The sequence below is a fragment of the Acidovorax sp. CCYZU-2555 genome (assembly GCF_018413525.1).
Classification (GTDB): Bacteria; Pseudomonadota; Gammaproteobacteria; order Burkholderiales; family Burkholderiaceae_C; genus Comamonas.
Map to the genome: position 1 here is coordinate 1 of NZ_JAHCDD010000044.1, position 15713 is coordinate 15713.

General features: G+C 67.1%; 13 protein-coding genes and 2 tRNA genes. 9 read left to right on the forward strand and 6 right to left on the reverse strand.

Features of this window, described 5'->3' with window-relative positions; translation table 11 throughout:
• Both KHY18_RS15910 and KHY18_RS15915 read left to right on the forward strand, forming a co-directional pair.
• The coding region (locus KHY18_RS15910) for a sensor histidine kinase (RefSeq protein WP_213301820.1) at positions 1-1410 on the forward strand (1410 nt) is incomplete at its 5' end.
• A complete protein-coding gene (locus KHY18_RS15915) occupies positions 1407-2864 on the forward strand; it encodes an ATP-binding response regulator (protein WP_213301823.1) in 1458 nt (485 codons plus the stop codon). The genes KHY18_RS15910 and KHY18_RS15915, both read left to right, overlap by 4 nt.
• Positions 2865-2872: 8 nt before the next feature.
• On the opposite strand, the gene KHY18_RS15920 is transcribed toward KHY18_RS15915, so the two are convergent.
• The 3 genes from KHY18_RS15920 to hrcA form a co-directional block, all read right to left on the reverse strand.
• Entirely contained in the window at positions 2873-3514 is a 642-nt protein-coding gene (locus KHY18_RS15920; protein ID WP_213301825.1) for a response regulator transcription factor, read from the reverse strand.
• Between the two features lie 164 nt (positions 3515-3678).
• Positions 3679-3757, reverse strand: a tRNA-Ile gene (locus KHY18_RS15925).
• Between the two features lie 49 nt (positions 3758-3806).
• Entirely contained in the window at positions 3807-4811 is a 1005-nt protein-coding gene (hrcA, locus tag KHY18_RS15930; protein WP_213301827.1) for a heat-inducible transcriptional repressor HrcA, read from the reverse strand.
• 28 nt (positions 4812-4839) lie between these two features.
• Here hrcA and KHY18_RS15935 point away from each other — a divergent pair, with 28 nt between their 5' ends.
• The 3 genes from KHY18_RS15935 to rapZ are packed head-to-tail and all read left to right on the forward strand — an operon-like array spanning position 4840 to position 8290.
• Entirely contained in the window at positions 4840-5739 is a 900-nt protein-coding gene (locus KHY18_RS15935; protein ID WP_213301829.1) for an NAD kinase, read from the forward strand.
• A gap of 1 nt (position 5740) precedes the next feature.
• Positions 5741-7405 (forward strand): DNA repair protein RecN, encoded by a 1665-nt coding sequence (recN, locus tag KHY18_RS15940; RefSeq protein WP_213301831.1) that lies wholly within the window; start codon positions 5741-5743, stop codon positions 7403-7405.
• Between the two features lie 3 nt (positions 7406-7408).
• Positions 7409-8290: an RNase adapter RapZ gene (rapZ, locus tag KHY18_RS15945; RefSeq protein ID WP_213301833.1), complete on the forward strand. Its 882-nt coding sequence runs from the start codon at positions 7409-7411 to the stop codon at positions 8288-8290.
• Here rapZ and mutY read toward each other — a convergent pair.
• The 3 genes from mutY to mutM all read right to left on the reverse strand — a co-directional run bounded on the left by mutY (position 8287) and on the right by mutM (position 12271).
• Positions 8287-9333: an A/G-specific adenine glycosylase gene (gene mutY / locus KHY18_RS15950; RefSeq protein ID WP_213301835.1), complete on the reverse strand. Its 1047-nt coding sequence runs from the start codon at positions 9331-9333 to the stop codon at positions 8287-8289. The genes rapZ and mutY overlap by 4 nt on opposite strands.
• A gap of 2 nt (positions 9334-9335) precedes the next feature.
• Entirely contained in the window at positions 9336-11303 is a 1968-nt protein-coding gene (locus tag KHY18_RS15955; protein ID WP_213301838.1) for a dynamin family protein, read from the reverse strand.
• Between the two features lie 146 nt (positions 11304-11449).
• Positions 11450-12271, reverse strand: coding sequence for a bifunctional DNA-formamidopyrimidine glycosylase/DNA-(apurinic or apyrimidinic site) lyase (gene mutM, locus KHY18_RS15960; protein ID WP_213301841.1), 822 nt, complete (start codon positions 12269-12271; stop codon positions 11450-11452).
• Between the two features lie 143 nt (positions 12272-12414).
• On the opposite strand from mutM, the gene KHY18_RS15965 reads away from it, so the two are divergent.
• The 4 genes from KHY18_RS15965 (at position 12415) to KHY18_RS15980 (ending at position 15710) form a co-directional block, all read left to right on the forward strand.
• Positions 12415-14187 (forward strand): tetratricopeptide repeat protein, encoded by a 1773-nt coding sequence (locus KHY18_RS15965; RefSeq protein ID WP_213301844.1) that lies wholly within the window; start codon positions 12415-12417, stop codon positions 14185-14187.
• On the forward strand, positions 14184-14702 hold the full coding sequence (locus KHY18_RS15970; RefSeq protein WP_349630307.1) for a lipoprotein insertase outer membrane protein LolB: 519 nt from the start codon (positions 14184-14186) through the stop codon (positions 14700-14702). The genes KHY18_RS15965 and KHY18_RS15970 overlap by 4 nt, the downstream gene beginning before the upstream one ends.
• Positions 14703-14747: 45 nt before the next feature.
• Positions 14748-15596 (forward strand): 4-(cytidine 5'-diphospho)-2-C-methyl-D-erythritol kinase, encoded by an 849-nt coding sequence (ispE, locus tag KHY18_RS15975; RefSeq protein ID WP_213301847.1) that lies wholly within the window; start codon positions 14748-14750, stop codon positions 15594-15596.
• A gap of 37 nt (positions 15597-15633) precedes the next feature.
• Positions 15634-15710 (forward strand) — tRNA-Gln (locus KHY18_RS15980).
• Positions 15711-15713 lie beyond the last annotated feature (3 nt).

A 15713-nucleotide genomic window follows, 5' to 3' on the forward strand; every position in this document is an offset into this window, starting at 1 on the left:
CAGCTCTATGACGACAGCGCCAGCCTCGCCCAGCAATCGGGCATGGCGCAGATCGAGGCCCTGGCTTTGGAGCTGGCCGCGAACTTCCATGCGGCCAGCGGCCGCAAGGCGCTGGCCGCATCGCTGCGCCGCTGCGCGCGCGCGGCCTGGCTGGCCTGGGGGGCGCGCGGCAAGGCCAGGCAGCTCGACAGCCTGCACGCCGAACTCGCGGCGCGCGGTGAGCCGCCCCGGCCCGCGGCACTGGACCGCCCGCTGGGCTCCATGGACGTGGAAACGCTGCTGCGCATATCGCAAGCACTGGCCGCCGAAAAAGGCCTGGGCCGGCTGGTGCAGACGCTGATGACCATGGCGCTCGAACATGCGGGCGCGGACCGCGCATTGCTGGTGCTGCCGCAGGGCGACCAGTTGCGCATCGAAGCCAGGGCGCAGACTTCCGAGGGCGCGATCCGCTTCCGGCTGCACAGCGCGCCCGCAAGCAGCGCCGACCTGCCGCTTTCGGTCGTGCACTACGCCTTGCGCACCCGCAGCCATGTGTTGATCGACGACGCGCGCCAGCCCGGCCCATTTTCCACCGATCCCTACCTGACGCAGGCCGGCGCGCGCTCGCTGCTGTGCCTGCCGCTGATGCGCCGCGGCGAGCCGCTGGGCGCGCTGTATCTGGAGAACTCGCTGACCGGCCAGGTCTTCACCAGCGATCGCGTCGCCGTGCTGGCGCTGGTCGCCTCGATGGCCGCGACCAGCATGGAGAACGCCTCGCTGGGCGAAAAGGAGTCGCTGCTGCAGGAAGTGCACCACCGCGTGAAGAACAATCTGCAGCTGATCAGCAGCCTGCTGAGCCTGCAGGCCGCGCGCATTGCCGAGCCCGCGGTGGCGGAGCTGTTCGCCGAAAGCCGCAACCGCGTGCGCTCCATGGCGCTGGTGCATGAGAACCTCTACCGCGCGGGCAACTTCGCGCGCGTGCCCATGGCCACCCATCTGGGCAAGCTCTGCGCCCAGCTGGGCCAGGTCTACGGCCTGGACGAAGCGCGCGTGCGCATCCACATGCAGATCGATGACACCGAACTGAGTCTGGGCCAGGCCGTCTCCTGCGGCCTGATCGTCAACGAACTGGTCTCCAATGCGCTCAAGCATGCGTTTCCGGGCGAGCAGCGCGGCAGCATCACCGTGCGCATGCACCAGACGCCGCACCATGGCTACGCGCTGACGGTGGCCGATACCGGCATAGGCCTGCCGCTGGACATCGAGCCCGCGAATGCAGAAACCCTGGGCCTGCAGCTGGTCGAAGACCTGAGCCACCAGCTGCGCGCCACGCTGCGCGTGCAGCGCGGCGCGGGCACCAGCTTCGCGGTGGAGTTCCGCGTCGAGCCCGATATTCCCACCCCCCTGAACGCCGCGGAGAAGCTGCCTTGACGCCTGCACGCATACTGATCGTCGAGGACGACTTCGTCGTCGCGCGCGACCTGCGCAACCAGCTGCAGCGCCTGGGCTACCAGATCGCGGGCAGCACGCCGCGCGGCGAAGACGCGGCCGAGCTGGCGCGCAGCAGCCGCGCCGATCTGGTGCTGGCCGACATCCGCCTCGAAGGCCGCATGGACGGAACCGCGGCCGCGCGCGAGATCCGCCGGCACTGCGACATTCCCGTGGTCTTCCTGACCGCCTACGCCGACGACGAAACGCTGCAGCGCGCAAGCCTCGCCGACCCGCAGGGCTATCTGCTCAAGCCCTTCGACGAATCGCAGCTGCGCACCGCCGTCGAGATCGCGCTGCACAAGCATGCGTTCGACCGCCAGCTGCGCGCCAGCGAAAGCCGCTTCGCGGCGACGCTGGCCAGCATAGGCGACGCCGTCATTTCCATTGGCAGCGACGGCCGCATCGCCTACATGAACCCCAGCGCCGAATGCCTCACGGGCGTGCCCGCCGCGCAAGCCGAGGGGCGGGCGCTTGGGGAGGTGTACCGCGTGGGCGAAGACGATACCGGCGTCTCGCTGCACGCCGAGCCCAGCCTGGTGCTCACCGACGCCGGCGGGCGCGTCATTCCCATAGAGCAATCCGCGTCGCCGCTCATAGACGCGCGCGGCCAGGTCACGGGCACGGTGCTGGTGTTTCGCGATCTGTCGGCGCGCCGCGCCATGGAGATCGCGCTGCGCCAAGCCCAGGCCGAACTGTCGCGCGCTTCGGGCCTGCTGACCATGGCCGAGTTCGCGGCCTGCGTTGCGCATGAAATCAGCCAGCCGCTGGCCGCCATCGTCACCAATGCCAGCGCCGGCCTCAACTGGCTGCGCCGGCCCGAACCGGTGCTGGCCGAAGTGGAACAGGTGCTGACCAGCGTGCACGCCGAAGGAACGCGCGCCGCGGGCGTGGTGCGCGGCCTGCACGCGATCGCGCGCAAGTCGGGGCCCGAACTCGCCGCGGTCGACATGAAGGCTGCGGTGGAGGACGTGGCGCTGATGATCCGCGACGACCTCAAGCGCCACCAGGTGCGCATACAGCTGGGCCCGTTCGCCGAAGCCGCGCGCGTGCTGGGCGATCGCATCCAGCTGCAGCAGGTGCTGATGAACCTGTTTCGCAACGGCATCGAAGCGATATCGGAAAACGCCGACGCCGGTGGTCTGCTCACGGTGCGCAGCGCACTGCGCGCGCCCGGCGAACTCACCGTGAGCGTCAGCGATTCAGGCGCAGGCATTGCCCAGGACCATGCCGAGCGCCTGTTCGAAGCCTTCTTCACCACCAAGAAGTCGGGCATGGGCATGGGCCTGGCCATCTGCCGCTCCATCGTCGAAGCCCACCAGGGCCGCATCTGGGCCGAGCCCAACGCGCCGCGCGGCACGGTGATCTCCTTCACCCTGCCGCTGACCGCCACCTAGCAGCGAGATCAGGCCGCAGCGCCGGTCAGCCCGCGGCGCCGGGCCACGGCCGCGGCCTCGGTGCGCGTGCGCGCGTCCAGCTTGGCCAAAATGGCTTTCACATGCGCCTTGACCGTGCCGACGGTGATGCCCAGGTCATTGGCGATCACCTTGTTCACATGGCCTTCGGCGATGCGCCGCAGCACATCGTTCTCGCGCTGCGTCAGCGCCTGCCGGCCCAGGCTCTCGGCCACGCGCTGGGCCGCCGACCGGTCCAGATGCAGCTGGCCGCGCGACAGCGCACGCACGCAGCAGATCATTTCCTCGACGGCGCAGCCCAGCAGCAGATAGCCGCGCACGCCCAGATCGAGCGCGGTGCGAATCTCGGTCTCGCGGTCCCTGTGGCTGACCACCATGACATTGGCGGTTCGGGCGCTCTGGCCCGGCGCCTGCGGCGGCAACGACGAAAACAGCTCCAGCGCCGTCTCGTAATCAGCGACCACGACATCGGCCGGCGCGCGCAGCGAAAAGCTGCCCGTTGAAAGAATGCTGACGGCGAAGTCCTGCTCAGACATCAGCGTGGCCTGCAGACCGGCTTGCACCAGCGGATCCCGGTGGGCGACCGCCACCGCGATAGGCATCTGGGCAACGGCCGAATTCCATGCGCTCATGGCTTACTCCTCATTGAGACAGGAGCGTAGCAAGCGCCAGGCGAAATGAATATTGTTCCTTCGTATAGCTTGGGGCATGCGGCAAGCCGTGCCTTGTGCCGTCGGAAACAAAAAAGCCAACCGTGAAGGTTGGCTTTTTCCCAAGCCCGAAAGATTGGATTGTTTGGTGGGCCTCCCGTGAGTCGAACACGGCACCAACGGATTATGAGTCCGCTGCTCTAACCAAGCATGAGCTAGAGGCCCTTGACTGGAACGCCACTGGCATTTCAGAAAAACTCAACTATTGTAGAGCCTAACGGCGATGGCTCAAGGCATTCGTGACGAGCTTGGACGTGATGTCGACGATCTGGATCATCTTGTCGTAGTGCATGCGCGTCGGGCCGATCACGCCCAGCGTGCCGACAATCTTGCCGTCCACCTCGTACGGCGCGCTCACGATAGACAGTTCTTCGAACGGCACGACATGGCTTTCGCCGCCTATGTAGATGCGCACGCCTTCGGCCTGGCTCGAGATGTCGAGCAGGCGCAGGATCTGGGTTTTCTGCTCGAACAGGTCGAACGCGCGGCGCAGGTGGTCCATGTCGCTGGAGAAATCGCTCACCGCCAGCAGGTTGCGTTCGCCCGAGATCACCACGTCGGCCTCGTCGCTCTGCATGGCTTCGGTGCCCACGTTGACGGCCGCCTGCATCAGCGCCGCGACTTCGCCGCGCAGCAGTTCGACTTCGCCCTTGAGGCGCTCGCGCACCTGCTCCATGGCCAGGCCCGCGTAATTGGCGTTGAGGAAGTTCGCGGCTTCGACGAGTTGCGACGAGGTGTAGTCGACTTCGGTGAAGATCACGCGGTTCTGCACATCGCCTTCGGGCGAGACGATGATCACCAGGAAGCGCTTTTCGGACAGCCGCACGAACTCGATCTGGCGAAACACCGACGTGCGCTTGGGCACCATCACCACGCCGACGAAGTGCGACAGGCTCGACAGTAGATGCGCGGCGTTGGCGATGACTTTCTGCGGTTGTTCGGCCGGCAGCGCGGGCGCGTGGAAGTCGTCGCGCTGCACTGTCAACATGGTGTCAACGAACAAGCGGTAACCTTTGGCCGTGGGAATGCGGCCGGCCGAGGTGTGCGGGCTGACAATCAGCCCCAGTTCCTCAAGGTCGGACATCACGTTGCGTATCGTCGCAGGCGACAATTCAAGGCCCGAGGCACGCGAAAGCGTGCGTGAACCTATGGGCTGGCCGTCGGCGATGTAGCGCTCGACCAGCGCTTTGAGTAACAACTTGGCACGGTCATCGAGCATGTAGTGATTTTAATGATGTAATTTCAAAATGACGTCTAAGTTCCGCCGAGTCGCACTGATCGGGAAATACCAGTCGCCCGCATCCAGCAGCGCCAGCCCCGACAGCGCACGCCACGCCCTGCAGGATATTGCCAGCTTTGTCAGCAGCCTGGGATGCGAAGTCATTGTCGACGCCGATACCGCCAGAAACGCCGGCATACAAAATTACCGTTCGATGGATGTCGACGGCCTGGGCGCGCATTGCGACCTCGGGCTGGTCGTGGGCGGCGACGGCACCATGCTGGGCATAGGCCGCCACATGGCGCACTACGGCACGCCGCTGATCGGCATCAACCAGGGGCGTCTGGGCTTCGTCACGGATATTCCACTCGAAGATTACCAGACCACCCTCACGCCCATGCTCCAAGGGGAATATGAGGAAGACCTGCGGCCCATGATCCGGGCGCGCGTGATGCGCGGCGATCAGCTGGTGTTCGAAGCGCTGGCAATGAACGATGTGGTGGTCAATCGCGGCGCCACTTCGGGCATGGTCGAGCTGCGCGTCGAAGTCGGCGGCCACTTCGTCGCCAACCAGCGCGCCGACGGCCTGATCATCGCCACGCCCACGGGCTCCACGGCCTATGCGCTGTCGGTCGGCGGGCCGATGATGCACCCGTCGATTCCCGGCTGGGTCATGGCGCCCATCGCGCCGCACACTTTTTCCAACCGCCCCATCGTTCTCTCGGATGCCGTCGAAGTGGTGATCGAAGTCGTGGGCGGGCGCGATGTCAGCGCCAATTTCGACATGCAGTCGCTGGCTTCGCTGTTGCACGGCGACCGCATTCTGGTCACCAAGGCCGAGCACTCGGTACGCTTCCTGCACCCCAAGGGCTGGAATTACTTTGCCACGCTGCGCAAGAAACTGGGCTGGAACGAGGGAGTGAGCTGAGATGGGTCTCAAACGCATTGCGCTGCGCGACTTCGTCATCGTCCAGGCGCTGGACCTCGACCTGCATGGCGGTTTCACGGCACTGACCGGCGAGACCGGCGCGGGCAAATCCATTCTGATCGACGCCGTGCAGCTCGCTCTGGGCGCGCGCGCCGATGCGGGCGTGGTGCGCGAAGGCGCGAGCCAGGCCGATATCTGCGCCGAGTTCGAATGCCCCGCACGGCTCAAGCCCTGGCTGGAGCAAGGCGGCTTCGCGCTCGAAGACAGCCTGCTGCTGCGCCGCGTGATCGACGCCCAGGGCCGCAGCCGCGCCTGGATCAACGGCGCGCCGGCGACGGCCACGCAGCTGCGCACCGTGGGCGAGCAGCTGCTCGACATCCACGGCCAGCACGCCTGGCAAAGCCTCACGCGTCCCGACGCGGCGCGCGAACTGCTGGACGCCTACGCGGGCCTGCAGACCCAGCCGCTGCGCAATCTCTGGACTGTCTGGCGCAATGCGCGCCAGGCGCTGGAGCACGCGATCGCCGCGCAGGACAGCGTGCAGCGCGAACGCGAGCGCCTGCAGTGGCAGATCAGCGAAGTCGAAAAACTCGACCCGGGCGAGGACGAATGGGAAGAGCTCAATGCCCAGCACACGCGGCTGTCGCATGCGCAGGCGCTGCTCGACACCGCGCAAGGCGCGCTGTTCGCGATCGAAGACGATGAAGCCGGCGGCCTGGCCGCGCTGACGCGCGCGCACGGCGACCTGCAGGACCAGGAGCACCTGGACCCCGAATTCAAGGAAATCGCCGAAGTGCTGGCCTCGGGCCTGGCGCAGATCAGCGATGCGCGCCATTCGCTGCAGACCTATCTGCGGCGCACCGAACTCGACCCCGAACGCCTGGCCGAACTCGACACCCGGCTGTCGCTGTGGATGCAGCTCGCGCGCCGCTACAAGCGCCTGCCGGCCGAACTGCCGCAGCTGTACTCCGGCTGGAAGGCAGAGCTGCGCCAGCTCGACGCCGTGGTCGACATCGTGGGCCTGAGCGCCCAGGTCGATGCGGGCTACGCCGCCTATGAGAAGGCCGCGCGCGCGCTGTCGCAGCAACGCGCCAAGGCCGCGCCCAAGCTGTCGCGCGCGATCACGCTGGCGATGCAGGGCCTGGGAATGCAGGGCGGGCGCTTCGAAGTCGCGCAGACGACCGAGGAGCCCGGCCCGCACGGCGTGGACGCGCTGGCGTTTCTCGTCGCCGGCCATCCGGGCGCGACGCCCAAGCCCATCGGCAAGGTCGCCTCGGGCGGCGAACTGTCGCGCATCTCGCTGGCGATCGCGGTCACGACCAGCGAACTGGGCGAAGCCTCGACGCTGATCTTCGACGAAGTGGATTCGGGCGTGGGCGGCGCCGTCGCCGAAACCGTGGGCCGGCTGATGCACAAGCTGGGCCAGGACCGGCAAGTGCTGGCCGTGACCCACCTGCCCCAGGTCGCGGCCTGTGCCGATCACCACCTCGTCGTCGCCAAGAAGCGCGACAAGCAGGCCACGACCAGCACCGTCAGCGCGCTTGCGCCCGAGACGCGCGTGGCCGAAGTCGCGCGCATGCTGGGCGGCGAGCGGCTGTCCGAAACCACCATGGCACACGCGCGCGAAATGCTGCAGCACGCGGTAGTGCCGGCGCGCAAAGGTTGATGCATGTCACTTGAAATCGTGTTGGTCACCGGCATGTCCGGTTCCGGAAAATCCGTGGCGCTGCATGCGCTCGAAGACGCGGGCTACTACTGCGTCGACAACCTGCCGCCCGAACTGCTGGCGTCGTTTGTCGGACTCGAGCATGCGCACCACGGCAACCGCGTGGCCATCGCCATCGACGCGCGCAGCGCCACCGGCCTGCCGCAACTGCCGGCCCAGCTCGCGCTGCTGCGCAGCCAGGGCGCGGTGGTGCAATCGCTGTTTCTCGACGCCACTACCGGCACGCTGGTGCGGCGCTTTTCCGAAACCCGGCGCCGCCACCCGCTGTCGGGTGACGAGCTGCAGCACGGCCGCCGGGCGCTGGTGCAGACCATCGAATGGGAGCGCGAGCTGCTGGCCGACCTGCGCGAGCAGTCGCAGGTCATCGATACCAGCACCATCCGGCCGTCGCAGCTGCAAAGCTATGTCAAAAGCCTGGTGACCCTGCCCCAGGGGCAGATGACGCTGGTGTTTCAATCGTTCGGTTTCAAGTACGGACTGCCCACCGATTGCGATTACCTGTTCGATGTGCGCATGCTGCCCAACCCGTACTACGACACCGAGCTGCGGCCGTTTTCGGGCAAGGACGCCACGGTGCAGGCCTTTCTGCGCCAGCAGCCCGAAGTGCAGCAGATGCAGCAACAGATCGCGCAGTTCTTCGAGCACTGGCTGCCCCTGCTGGAGCAGAACCACCGCAGCTATGTCACCGTCGCCATAGGCTGCACCGGCGGCCAGCACCGCTCGGTCTATCTGGTCGAGCAGCTCGCCGCGCACTTCGGCAAGGACTGGCCCACGCTCACGCGCCACCGCGAACTCGACGCGCGCACGGTGGCCGCCGAAATCTAGCCTTCGCGCTCCAGCAGCTTTCTCACTGGCGCGGGCAGCCCCATATCGGTCCACTGCGCGCGCGTATACCAATCATCGGCAGACGGCTCGACCGCCTCGACGCGCGCAATCACCGGGTGCAGATGCAGATCGCGATGCGTGAGCACATGCAGGAATGCCTCCTGGTGTTCCAGCGCTAAACCGGGCCAGCGCGACTGCACCGCGGCTTCGAGCGCCGCCGCATCTTCAAACACCGGCGGGCTGTAGAGCCCGGCCCAGATGCCCGTGGAGGGGCGCTTGCCCAGGCGGATACGGCCCTGGCTGTCCTGGGCCACGAGCAGCCACCAGGACTGCGAACTGCGCTTGAGCTTGCGCGTGCGCACCGGGTAGTCTTCTGGGTTGCCGGCGCGCGCCGCGCGGCATTGGCTGTGCAGCGGGCACAGCAGACAGGCGGGCTTGCGCGGCAGGCACAGGCTCGCGCCCAGATCCATCATGCCTTGCGTGTAGCGCGGCATCGCATCGTGCAGATCGAGTTCGCGTGGATCGGGGCACAGATCGGTCGCCAGATCCCATAGCGTGCGCTCGTTGCGCGCCACGGCCAGGTCGGCATCGAACGCCAGCACGCGCGTGAGCACGCGCCGCACATTGGCATCGAGAATCGGCACGCGCTCGGAAAAGCAGAACGCCGAGATCGCACCCGCGGTCGAGCGGCCTATGCCGGGCAGTGTCGCGAGCTGCTCGGCGGTTTCGGGAAAGCGCCCGCCATGCAGCGCCATCACGGCCTGCGCGCACTTGTGCAGATTGCGCGCGCGGCTGTAGTAGCCCAGGCCGCTCCACAGCGCGAGCACCGCGTCTTCGGGCGCGGCCGCAAGGCTGGCAACATCGGGAAACTGCGCGAGAAAGCGCGGGTAGTAACCGAGCACCGTCGCGACCTGGGTCTGCTGCAGCATGATCTCGGAAAGCCAGACCCGGTACGGGTCGCGCGTTTGCTGCCAGGGCAGATGGTTGCGGCCATGCGTGGCCTGCCACTGCACAACGGCAGCGGCGATGGAAGAGGTCGTCAAAATCAGATTACCGGTGTGGGGTCTTGTTCTGCAAGCGCAGGCTGCGCCGCGGGCGGCTCCAGCAGCTCCTGGCAACGTTGCGCCAACTGCTGCATGAGCGCCGCGATCTCCTGCTCGGCGGCATCGATTTCGGCGATGCGCTCGACCAGGCTGCTGGCCGCGAGCTGGATGCGGTCCACGGCCTCGATGCGGCGCGTGAAGCTGCGCTTGCGTTCTTTCCATTGTGCATCGAGTTGCGCCATCGCCGACTGGCTCCACAGCGCCAGCTCCTGGCCGGCCGCGCCAAAGACGCCTGTCAGCCGCTCGGCCAGCGCACGGATCAGGCGCTGCGAATAATCGGCGCGCGCGAGCTGCAGCGCATGGCCCAGGCCCAGGTAATGCAGGTAGCCGCGTTCGATCTGGCCCAGGTCGCGCGCCAGGTCCTGCAACGGCCACGACGCCGGCGCCTGCAGCGAAAAGCTGAACTCGGCGTTGAGCGCACGAAACGACGCGACCACCATCTGCTGGAGTTCGGCCGCCTCGGCCAGCACCTGATCGACCGCGCCGCGCAGCTCCTCGAATGTCGTGACATAGGCCTTGCGTGCGCCGATCTTGAGACCGCCGCGCGCCAGCGACTCGCGCAGCGTCGCCAGCCGGGCTTCGATCGCCTGCGCGCCCAGCGACTGCAGCAGGTTCTGCAGCATGCGCGTCTGCACCGAACGCAGCGCCTGGATGCGCGCCGCGCTGGCGTCGAACTCCGCCTGCTCCGGCTCGATGCGCGCGCGCATCGCCACGATCACGGTGGAATTCTTGCCGCGCAGGCTGCGCAGCTCGGCCATCTGGTCGTCGAGGTCGCGCTGGCGTATCGTGAGCCGGCGCACGACTTCGGTCTGCAGGTGCGCGACGCCCGTCGCCACGGCCGCGCGCAGCACGCTTTGGCGCTGGCCCATGATGCCTTCGGACAGCGCCTGCTCGAAGCCCATCAGTCCGCTGGCGCGCAGCAGCGCGTCGTCGTTGCCGATCTTCGCGACCAGGCCCTTTTGCGCCGAGACCGCGAGCACGCGCTCGACCGACAGACCCAGCGTCTGGGCCGACAGCGTGCGCTGGCGCTGGATCTGCGCATGCACCTGCTGGCCGGTGCTGAGCCGGTCCCACAGCGTATCGATCTTGTTGAGCACCACCAGCCGCGACAGATCGGCGCTGTCGCTGGGGCGCAGATGTTCGCGCCATACGGACAGATCGGACTGCGTCACGCCGGTATCGGCGGCAATCAGGAACACCACCGCATGCGCTTGCGGAATCAGGTTGACCGTGAGTTCGGGTTCGGCGCCGACGGCGTTCAGGCCGGGCGTGTCGAGAATCACCAGCCCCTCGCGCAGCAAGGGATGGGGCAGGTTGACCAGCGCATGGCGCCACATGGGCACTTCGACCAGCCCCAGGGCATCGACCACGGGCTGTTCGTTGGGATTGGCTTCGTCCTGCCAGAAGCCCCAGGCCCGGGCCTGTGACAGCGGCACGCGGCGCGTTTCGGCCACCTTGGCCAGCATCTCGGCGAGCTGCGCGCTGTCGTCGACATGCAGCGGCCACTGCTGCCAGGCTTCGGGCCGCAGCCGCCATTCGGCCAGGCTGGGCGCGTGTTCGCGGGTTTCTATCGGCAGCAGACGCAGGCTGGGTTCCAGCCCCTCGTCCCAGCCCAGCTCCGCGGGGCACATGGTGGTGCGGCCCGCGCCCGCGGGCATCAGGCGTCGGCCATAGCCGGCGAAGAACACCGCATTGATCAGCTCGGACTTGCCGCGCGAGAACTCGGCGACGAAGGCCACCGTGACCTTGTCGCCGCGCACCTGCGCCTGCAGGCGCTGCAGGCGCTCGTCGACGACCGCATCCAGCAACTCGTGGCCCGAAAGCCAGTCGCGCAGCTGATGCAGTTGCCGCGCGAAATCACGGCGCCAGCTGCCGTGCTGGTCGAACTGCGCATTGAATGGTGTGGCCAACTTCGCTCTCCCGCGGGTGTACTGCGGACAGGGCGCCCGACTTCACAAAATATATAGCAAGTGCCCACCAACGATACCGGGCACGTTCCAATGATACCGGCCTGCCCCGGCGCAGGCACGGCAAGCCAGGCGCGGCCCGGGGCTGCTCAAAGCTTCTGGCAATGCGTGCAGTAAAAAGTGCTGCGCTGGCCCTGGCGCAGCATGCGCAGCGGCGCCGCGCATTGCGTGCAAGGCAGGCCTTCGCGGTCATAGACCTGGGCCTGCAGCTGAAAATGCCCGGGCATGCCGTCGGCATTGGAAAAGTCCTTGAGCGTGGTGCCGCCCTGCTCCACGGCGGCCGCGAGCACGCGCCGTATCGCCTCGTAAAGCCGCAGCGCGCGCCGCGGCCCTATGGTGTTGGCCGGCGCCAGCGGCGAAATGCGCGCCGTGAACAGCACTTCGGACGCATAGATATTGCCCACGCCCACCACCAGCTTGCCGCCCAGCAGCAGCTGCTTGATCGGCGTGCGGCTGGCCTGCAGCCCGGCGTAGAACGCCTGCGGCGCGAACGCGTCTTCGAGCGGCTCCATGCCCAGGCGGCCCAGCAGCTTCTGCGCCACCGGGTCGGCCTCGCCCGCGGCATAGACCACGGCGCCGAACCGGCGCGGGTCATGCAGGCGCAGCACGCCCTGGCTCGTGAACAGATCGAAATGGTCGTGCGTGCCCGGCGGCGGCAGGCCGTCGGCGGGCGCGAAGCGCAGGCTGCCCGACATGCCCAGATGCAGCAGCAGCAGGCCTTCGCTCATATCCACCAGCAGGTATTTGCCGCGCCGGCGCACGGCCAGCACTTCGCGCCCCACCAGGTCTTCGGGCGCGAGCCCCAGCGGCCAGCGCAAGGGCTTGCCCAGGCGCGCCGCTTCGATGCGCGCGCCCGCGATGGCCGGGGCAAACGAACGGCGCGTGACTTCCACTTCGGGTAATTCGGGCATGGCAATCCTGAAAATTGGGCCGCCTGCGGGCCCTGTACAGCGCGAAACGCGCGGCAATGTGGTTCGCAGGTGGGGCATTTTTGCGGCAAAACAAGCAGCACCCGCTTACGCGCAGGGGGACCTCGTTCGATTATTATCATTCGATGGTTCATCCTCTACGCCCTCGGGCCCTGGCGCTGGCCGCCGCACTGGTCGTCGCTCCTGCAATTGCCTGGAGCCAGACGGCGCCCGCGCCCTCAGGCACAGACACCCTGGCCCCACAGCCAGAGAACGACGTTGACGATCCGGCAGCGCTCAACGCCGAACTGTTCTATGAAATTCTGGTCGGCGAAATGGCCGCCGGCGTCGGCGACCCGGGCAGCGGCCAGGCGCTGATGCTCAACGCCGCGCGCCAGAGCAACAACCCCCAGCTCTACCGCCGCGCCACCGAAATGGCGCTGCAGGCGCGCGCCGGCAACCAGGCGCTGCTGGCGGCCCAGGCCTGGCGCCAGGCCTTTCCCGAATCGCGCAACGCCAACCGCTACGTGCTGCAGATCCTGGTGGCGCTGAACCGCGTGGGCGACACCCTGCCCTATCTGCGCCAGGAAATCGCCAGCACGCCGGCGCCGAGCAAGCCCGTGGCCTTTCTGTCGATCACCCAGCTTTTCAGCCGCGTCAGCGACAAGGCCCTGGCGGCAGACATCGTCTCCCAGGCGCTGGAAAGCGAGTTGAGCGATCCGGCCGCCGGCCCTGCGGCCTATGCCACGATAGGCCATATGCAGCTGGCCGCGGGCAAACCCCGGGCCGCGCTCGAAGCCATACAGCGCGCCGAAGCCATGTCTGCTGGCAACGGCGCCTCGGCGCTTTTGGCGCTCGAGCTGCTCGAAAACGGCCAGCGTGACGCCGAGCCGATTGTCCAGCGCTACGTGGAAAAACAGCGCAGCGCCGATATGCGCATGGCCTATGCGCGCATTTTGCTGGGCCAGGAACGACTGGAACCCGCCGAAGCCCAGCTGATCGCGATCACGCGCGAAAACCCCGATTACGCCGACGCCTGGTTCACGCTGGCCCGCATGCAGGTGCAGACCCAGCGCTGGGAGGCCGCCGAAGCGTCGCTGCAGCGCTTCGACGCGCTGATTCCCCAGTTGCCCAATCCCGGCATCCAGCGCAACGCCCGCACCGAGTCGGCCTTGCAGCACGCGCTGATCGCGCAGAAACAGGGCCGCTTCCCGCAGGCGCTGCAATGGCTGGACCGCATCGAGGGCGGCGCGCAGCTGCTCAACGTCCAGGTGCGCCGCGCGGCGATACTGGCCCAGCAGGGCCAGCTCGATCAGGCGCGCGCCGTGATCCAGGCCGTGCCCGCGAGCACCGAACAGCAGCAGCGACTCAAACAGCAAGCCGAAGTGCAGCTGGTGCGCGAAGCCGATCAGCCCGCGCTCGCCTATACGCTGCAGTCGACGCTGCACCAGCAGTTTCCGCAAGACAACGAAATTGCCTACGACACCGCGATCCTGGCCGAGAAAATCGGCCGCTTCGCCGAAATGGAAACCCTGCTGCGCGCCCTCATCGCGCGCGACCCGAGCTTTCACCACGCCTACAACGCGCTGGGCTTCTCGTTTGCCGAGCGCGGCGTGCGCCTCGACGAAGCGCGCGCGCTGATCACCAAGGCGCTCGAAGCCGCGCCCAACGACCCGTTCATCATCGACAGCCTGGCCTGGACAGAATTTCGCAGCGGCAATGTGGCGCAAGCCCAGGCCTTGCTCGAAAAAGCGTTTGCCATGCGGCCCGATGCCGAAATCGCCGCCCATCTGGGTGAAGTTCTCTGGAGCAACGGCCAGCAGCGCCAGGCACGCGCCATTTGGGACAAGGGCCTGACCCTGAACCCCGGCAACGAGACGCTGCGCGAAACGCTGCAGCGCCTGGGCGTCAAGCCATGATGGCCCTGCCCTCCCTGGCGCGGCGCCGCGCGCTGCTGCTTGCGGCCGCTCCCGCTGCGCTGTGGCTCGCGGGCTGCGCCCAGCCGCCCGCGCGCCCCGCGCCGGCCGACGCCGCGGCCTACTGGAGCGGACGTCTGGCGCTGCAATTGCATGACCCCCAGGCCCAGGAGCAGTCGTTCAGCGCTTCGTTCGAATTGCAGGGCTCGGAACGCGCCGGCCAGCTGGTGCTGCTGAGCCCGTTCGGCGCGGTGCTCGCCGAATTGCAATGGAGCCCCGCGGGCGCGCAGCTGCGCCAGGGCGGCCAATTGCGCGAATCGCCTTCGCTCGACGCACTGGTGCGCGACACGGTAGGCACCACGCTGCCCATTGGCGCGCTGTTTGCATGGCTCTCGGGCCAGCAGGCCTCGGCGCCGGGCTGGCAGGCCGATCTCGCGCAATTGCCCGAAGGCCGGCTGCGTGCCGAGCGCACCGATCCGCTGCCGCGCGCCACGCTGCGCCTGGTGCTCGAACGCTGATTTCCTGCGGCCGTCTCTTTTCTGATTTCTCTCGGTTTCCATTCCATGCGTTCGCTCTACGATGTGCCGGCCCCGGCCAAGCTCAACCTGTTCCTGCACATCACCGGCCGCCGGCCGGACGGCTACCACCTGATCGAATCGGTGTTCATGCTGACCGACTGGCAGGACCGGCTGCATTTCGATCTGCGCGCCGACGGCGCGATCACGCGCGAAGACCTGAGCGGCATGCGCCTGCCCGATGACGACCTGATCGTGCGTGCCGCGCGCGCGCTGCAGGCGGCGACCGGCTGCAGCGCGGGCGCGCATATCGGCATAGACAAGAGCATTCCGGCCCAGGCCGGCATGGGCGGCGGCTCGTCCGACGCGGCGACCACGTTGCTCGCGCTCAACCGCCTGTGGCAACTCGATCTGCCGCGGCCGGCGCTCGAAGCCATAGGCCTGCGCCTGGGCGCCGACGTGCCGTTTTTCCTGCGCGGGCGCAACGCCTGGGTCGAAGGCATAGGCGATAGAATCACGCCCCTCGAGCAGGCACTGCCGCGCCAGCGCTTCGTTGTGGTCAAGCCGGATGCGGGGTTGGAAACAAAATTGATTTTTTCCTCCCCCGACCTCAAACGCGATTCAGAGCGTGCTACAATATCGCTCTTCGCTGCAAAGCACTTTGACTTCGGTCATAACGACTTGCAGCCGGTCGCACAAACCTTGTGCCCCGATGTGAAAAAAGCAATAAATTTGCTTGAGGCACACGGATTACAGGGTAGAATGACGGGCTCAGGAAGTGCAGTGTTTGCACCGATGAAGCAAACGGTTGAGATGACAGACGCACCTAGCGAATGGCTTGTCAGAGTTTGCGAAAATCTCGAAGTTCATCCACTTCATGGATGGGCCAGAGATTAAAGGTTACCGGTTGGTTGCATACGCAATTGACCCGTGTAGGGGAGTCGCCAAGTTGGTTAAGGCACTGGATTTTGATTCCAGCATGCGAAGGTTCGAGTCCTTCTTCCCCTGCCAAAT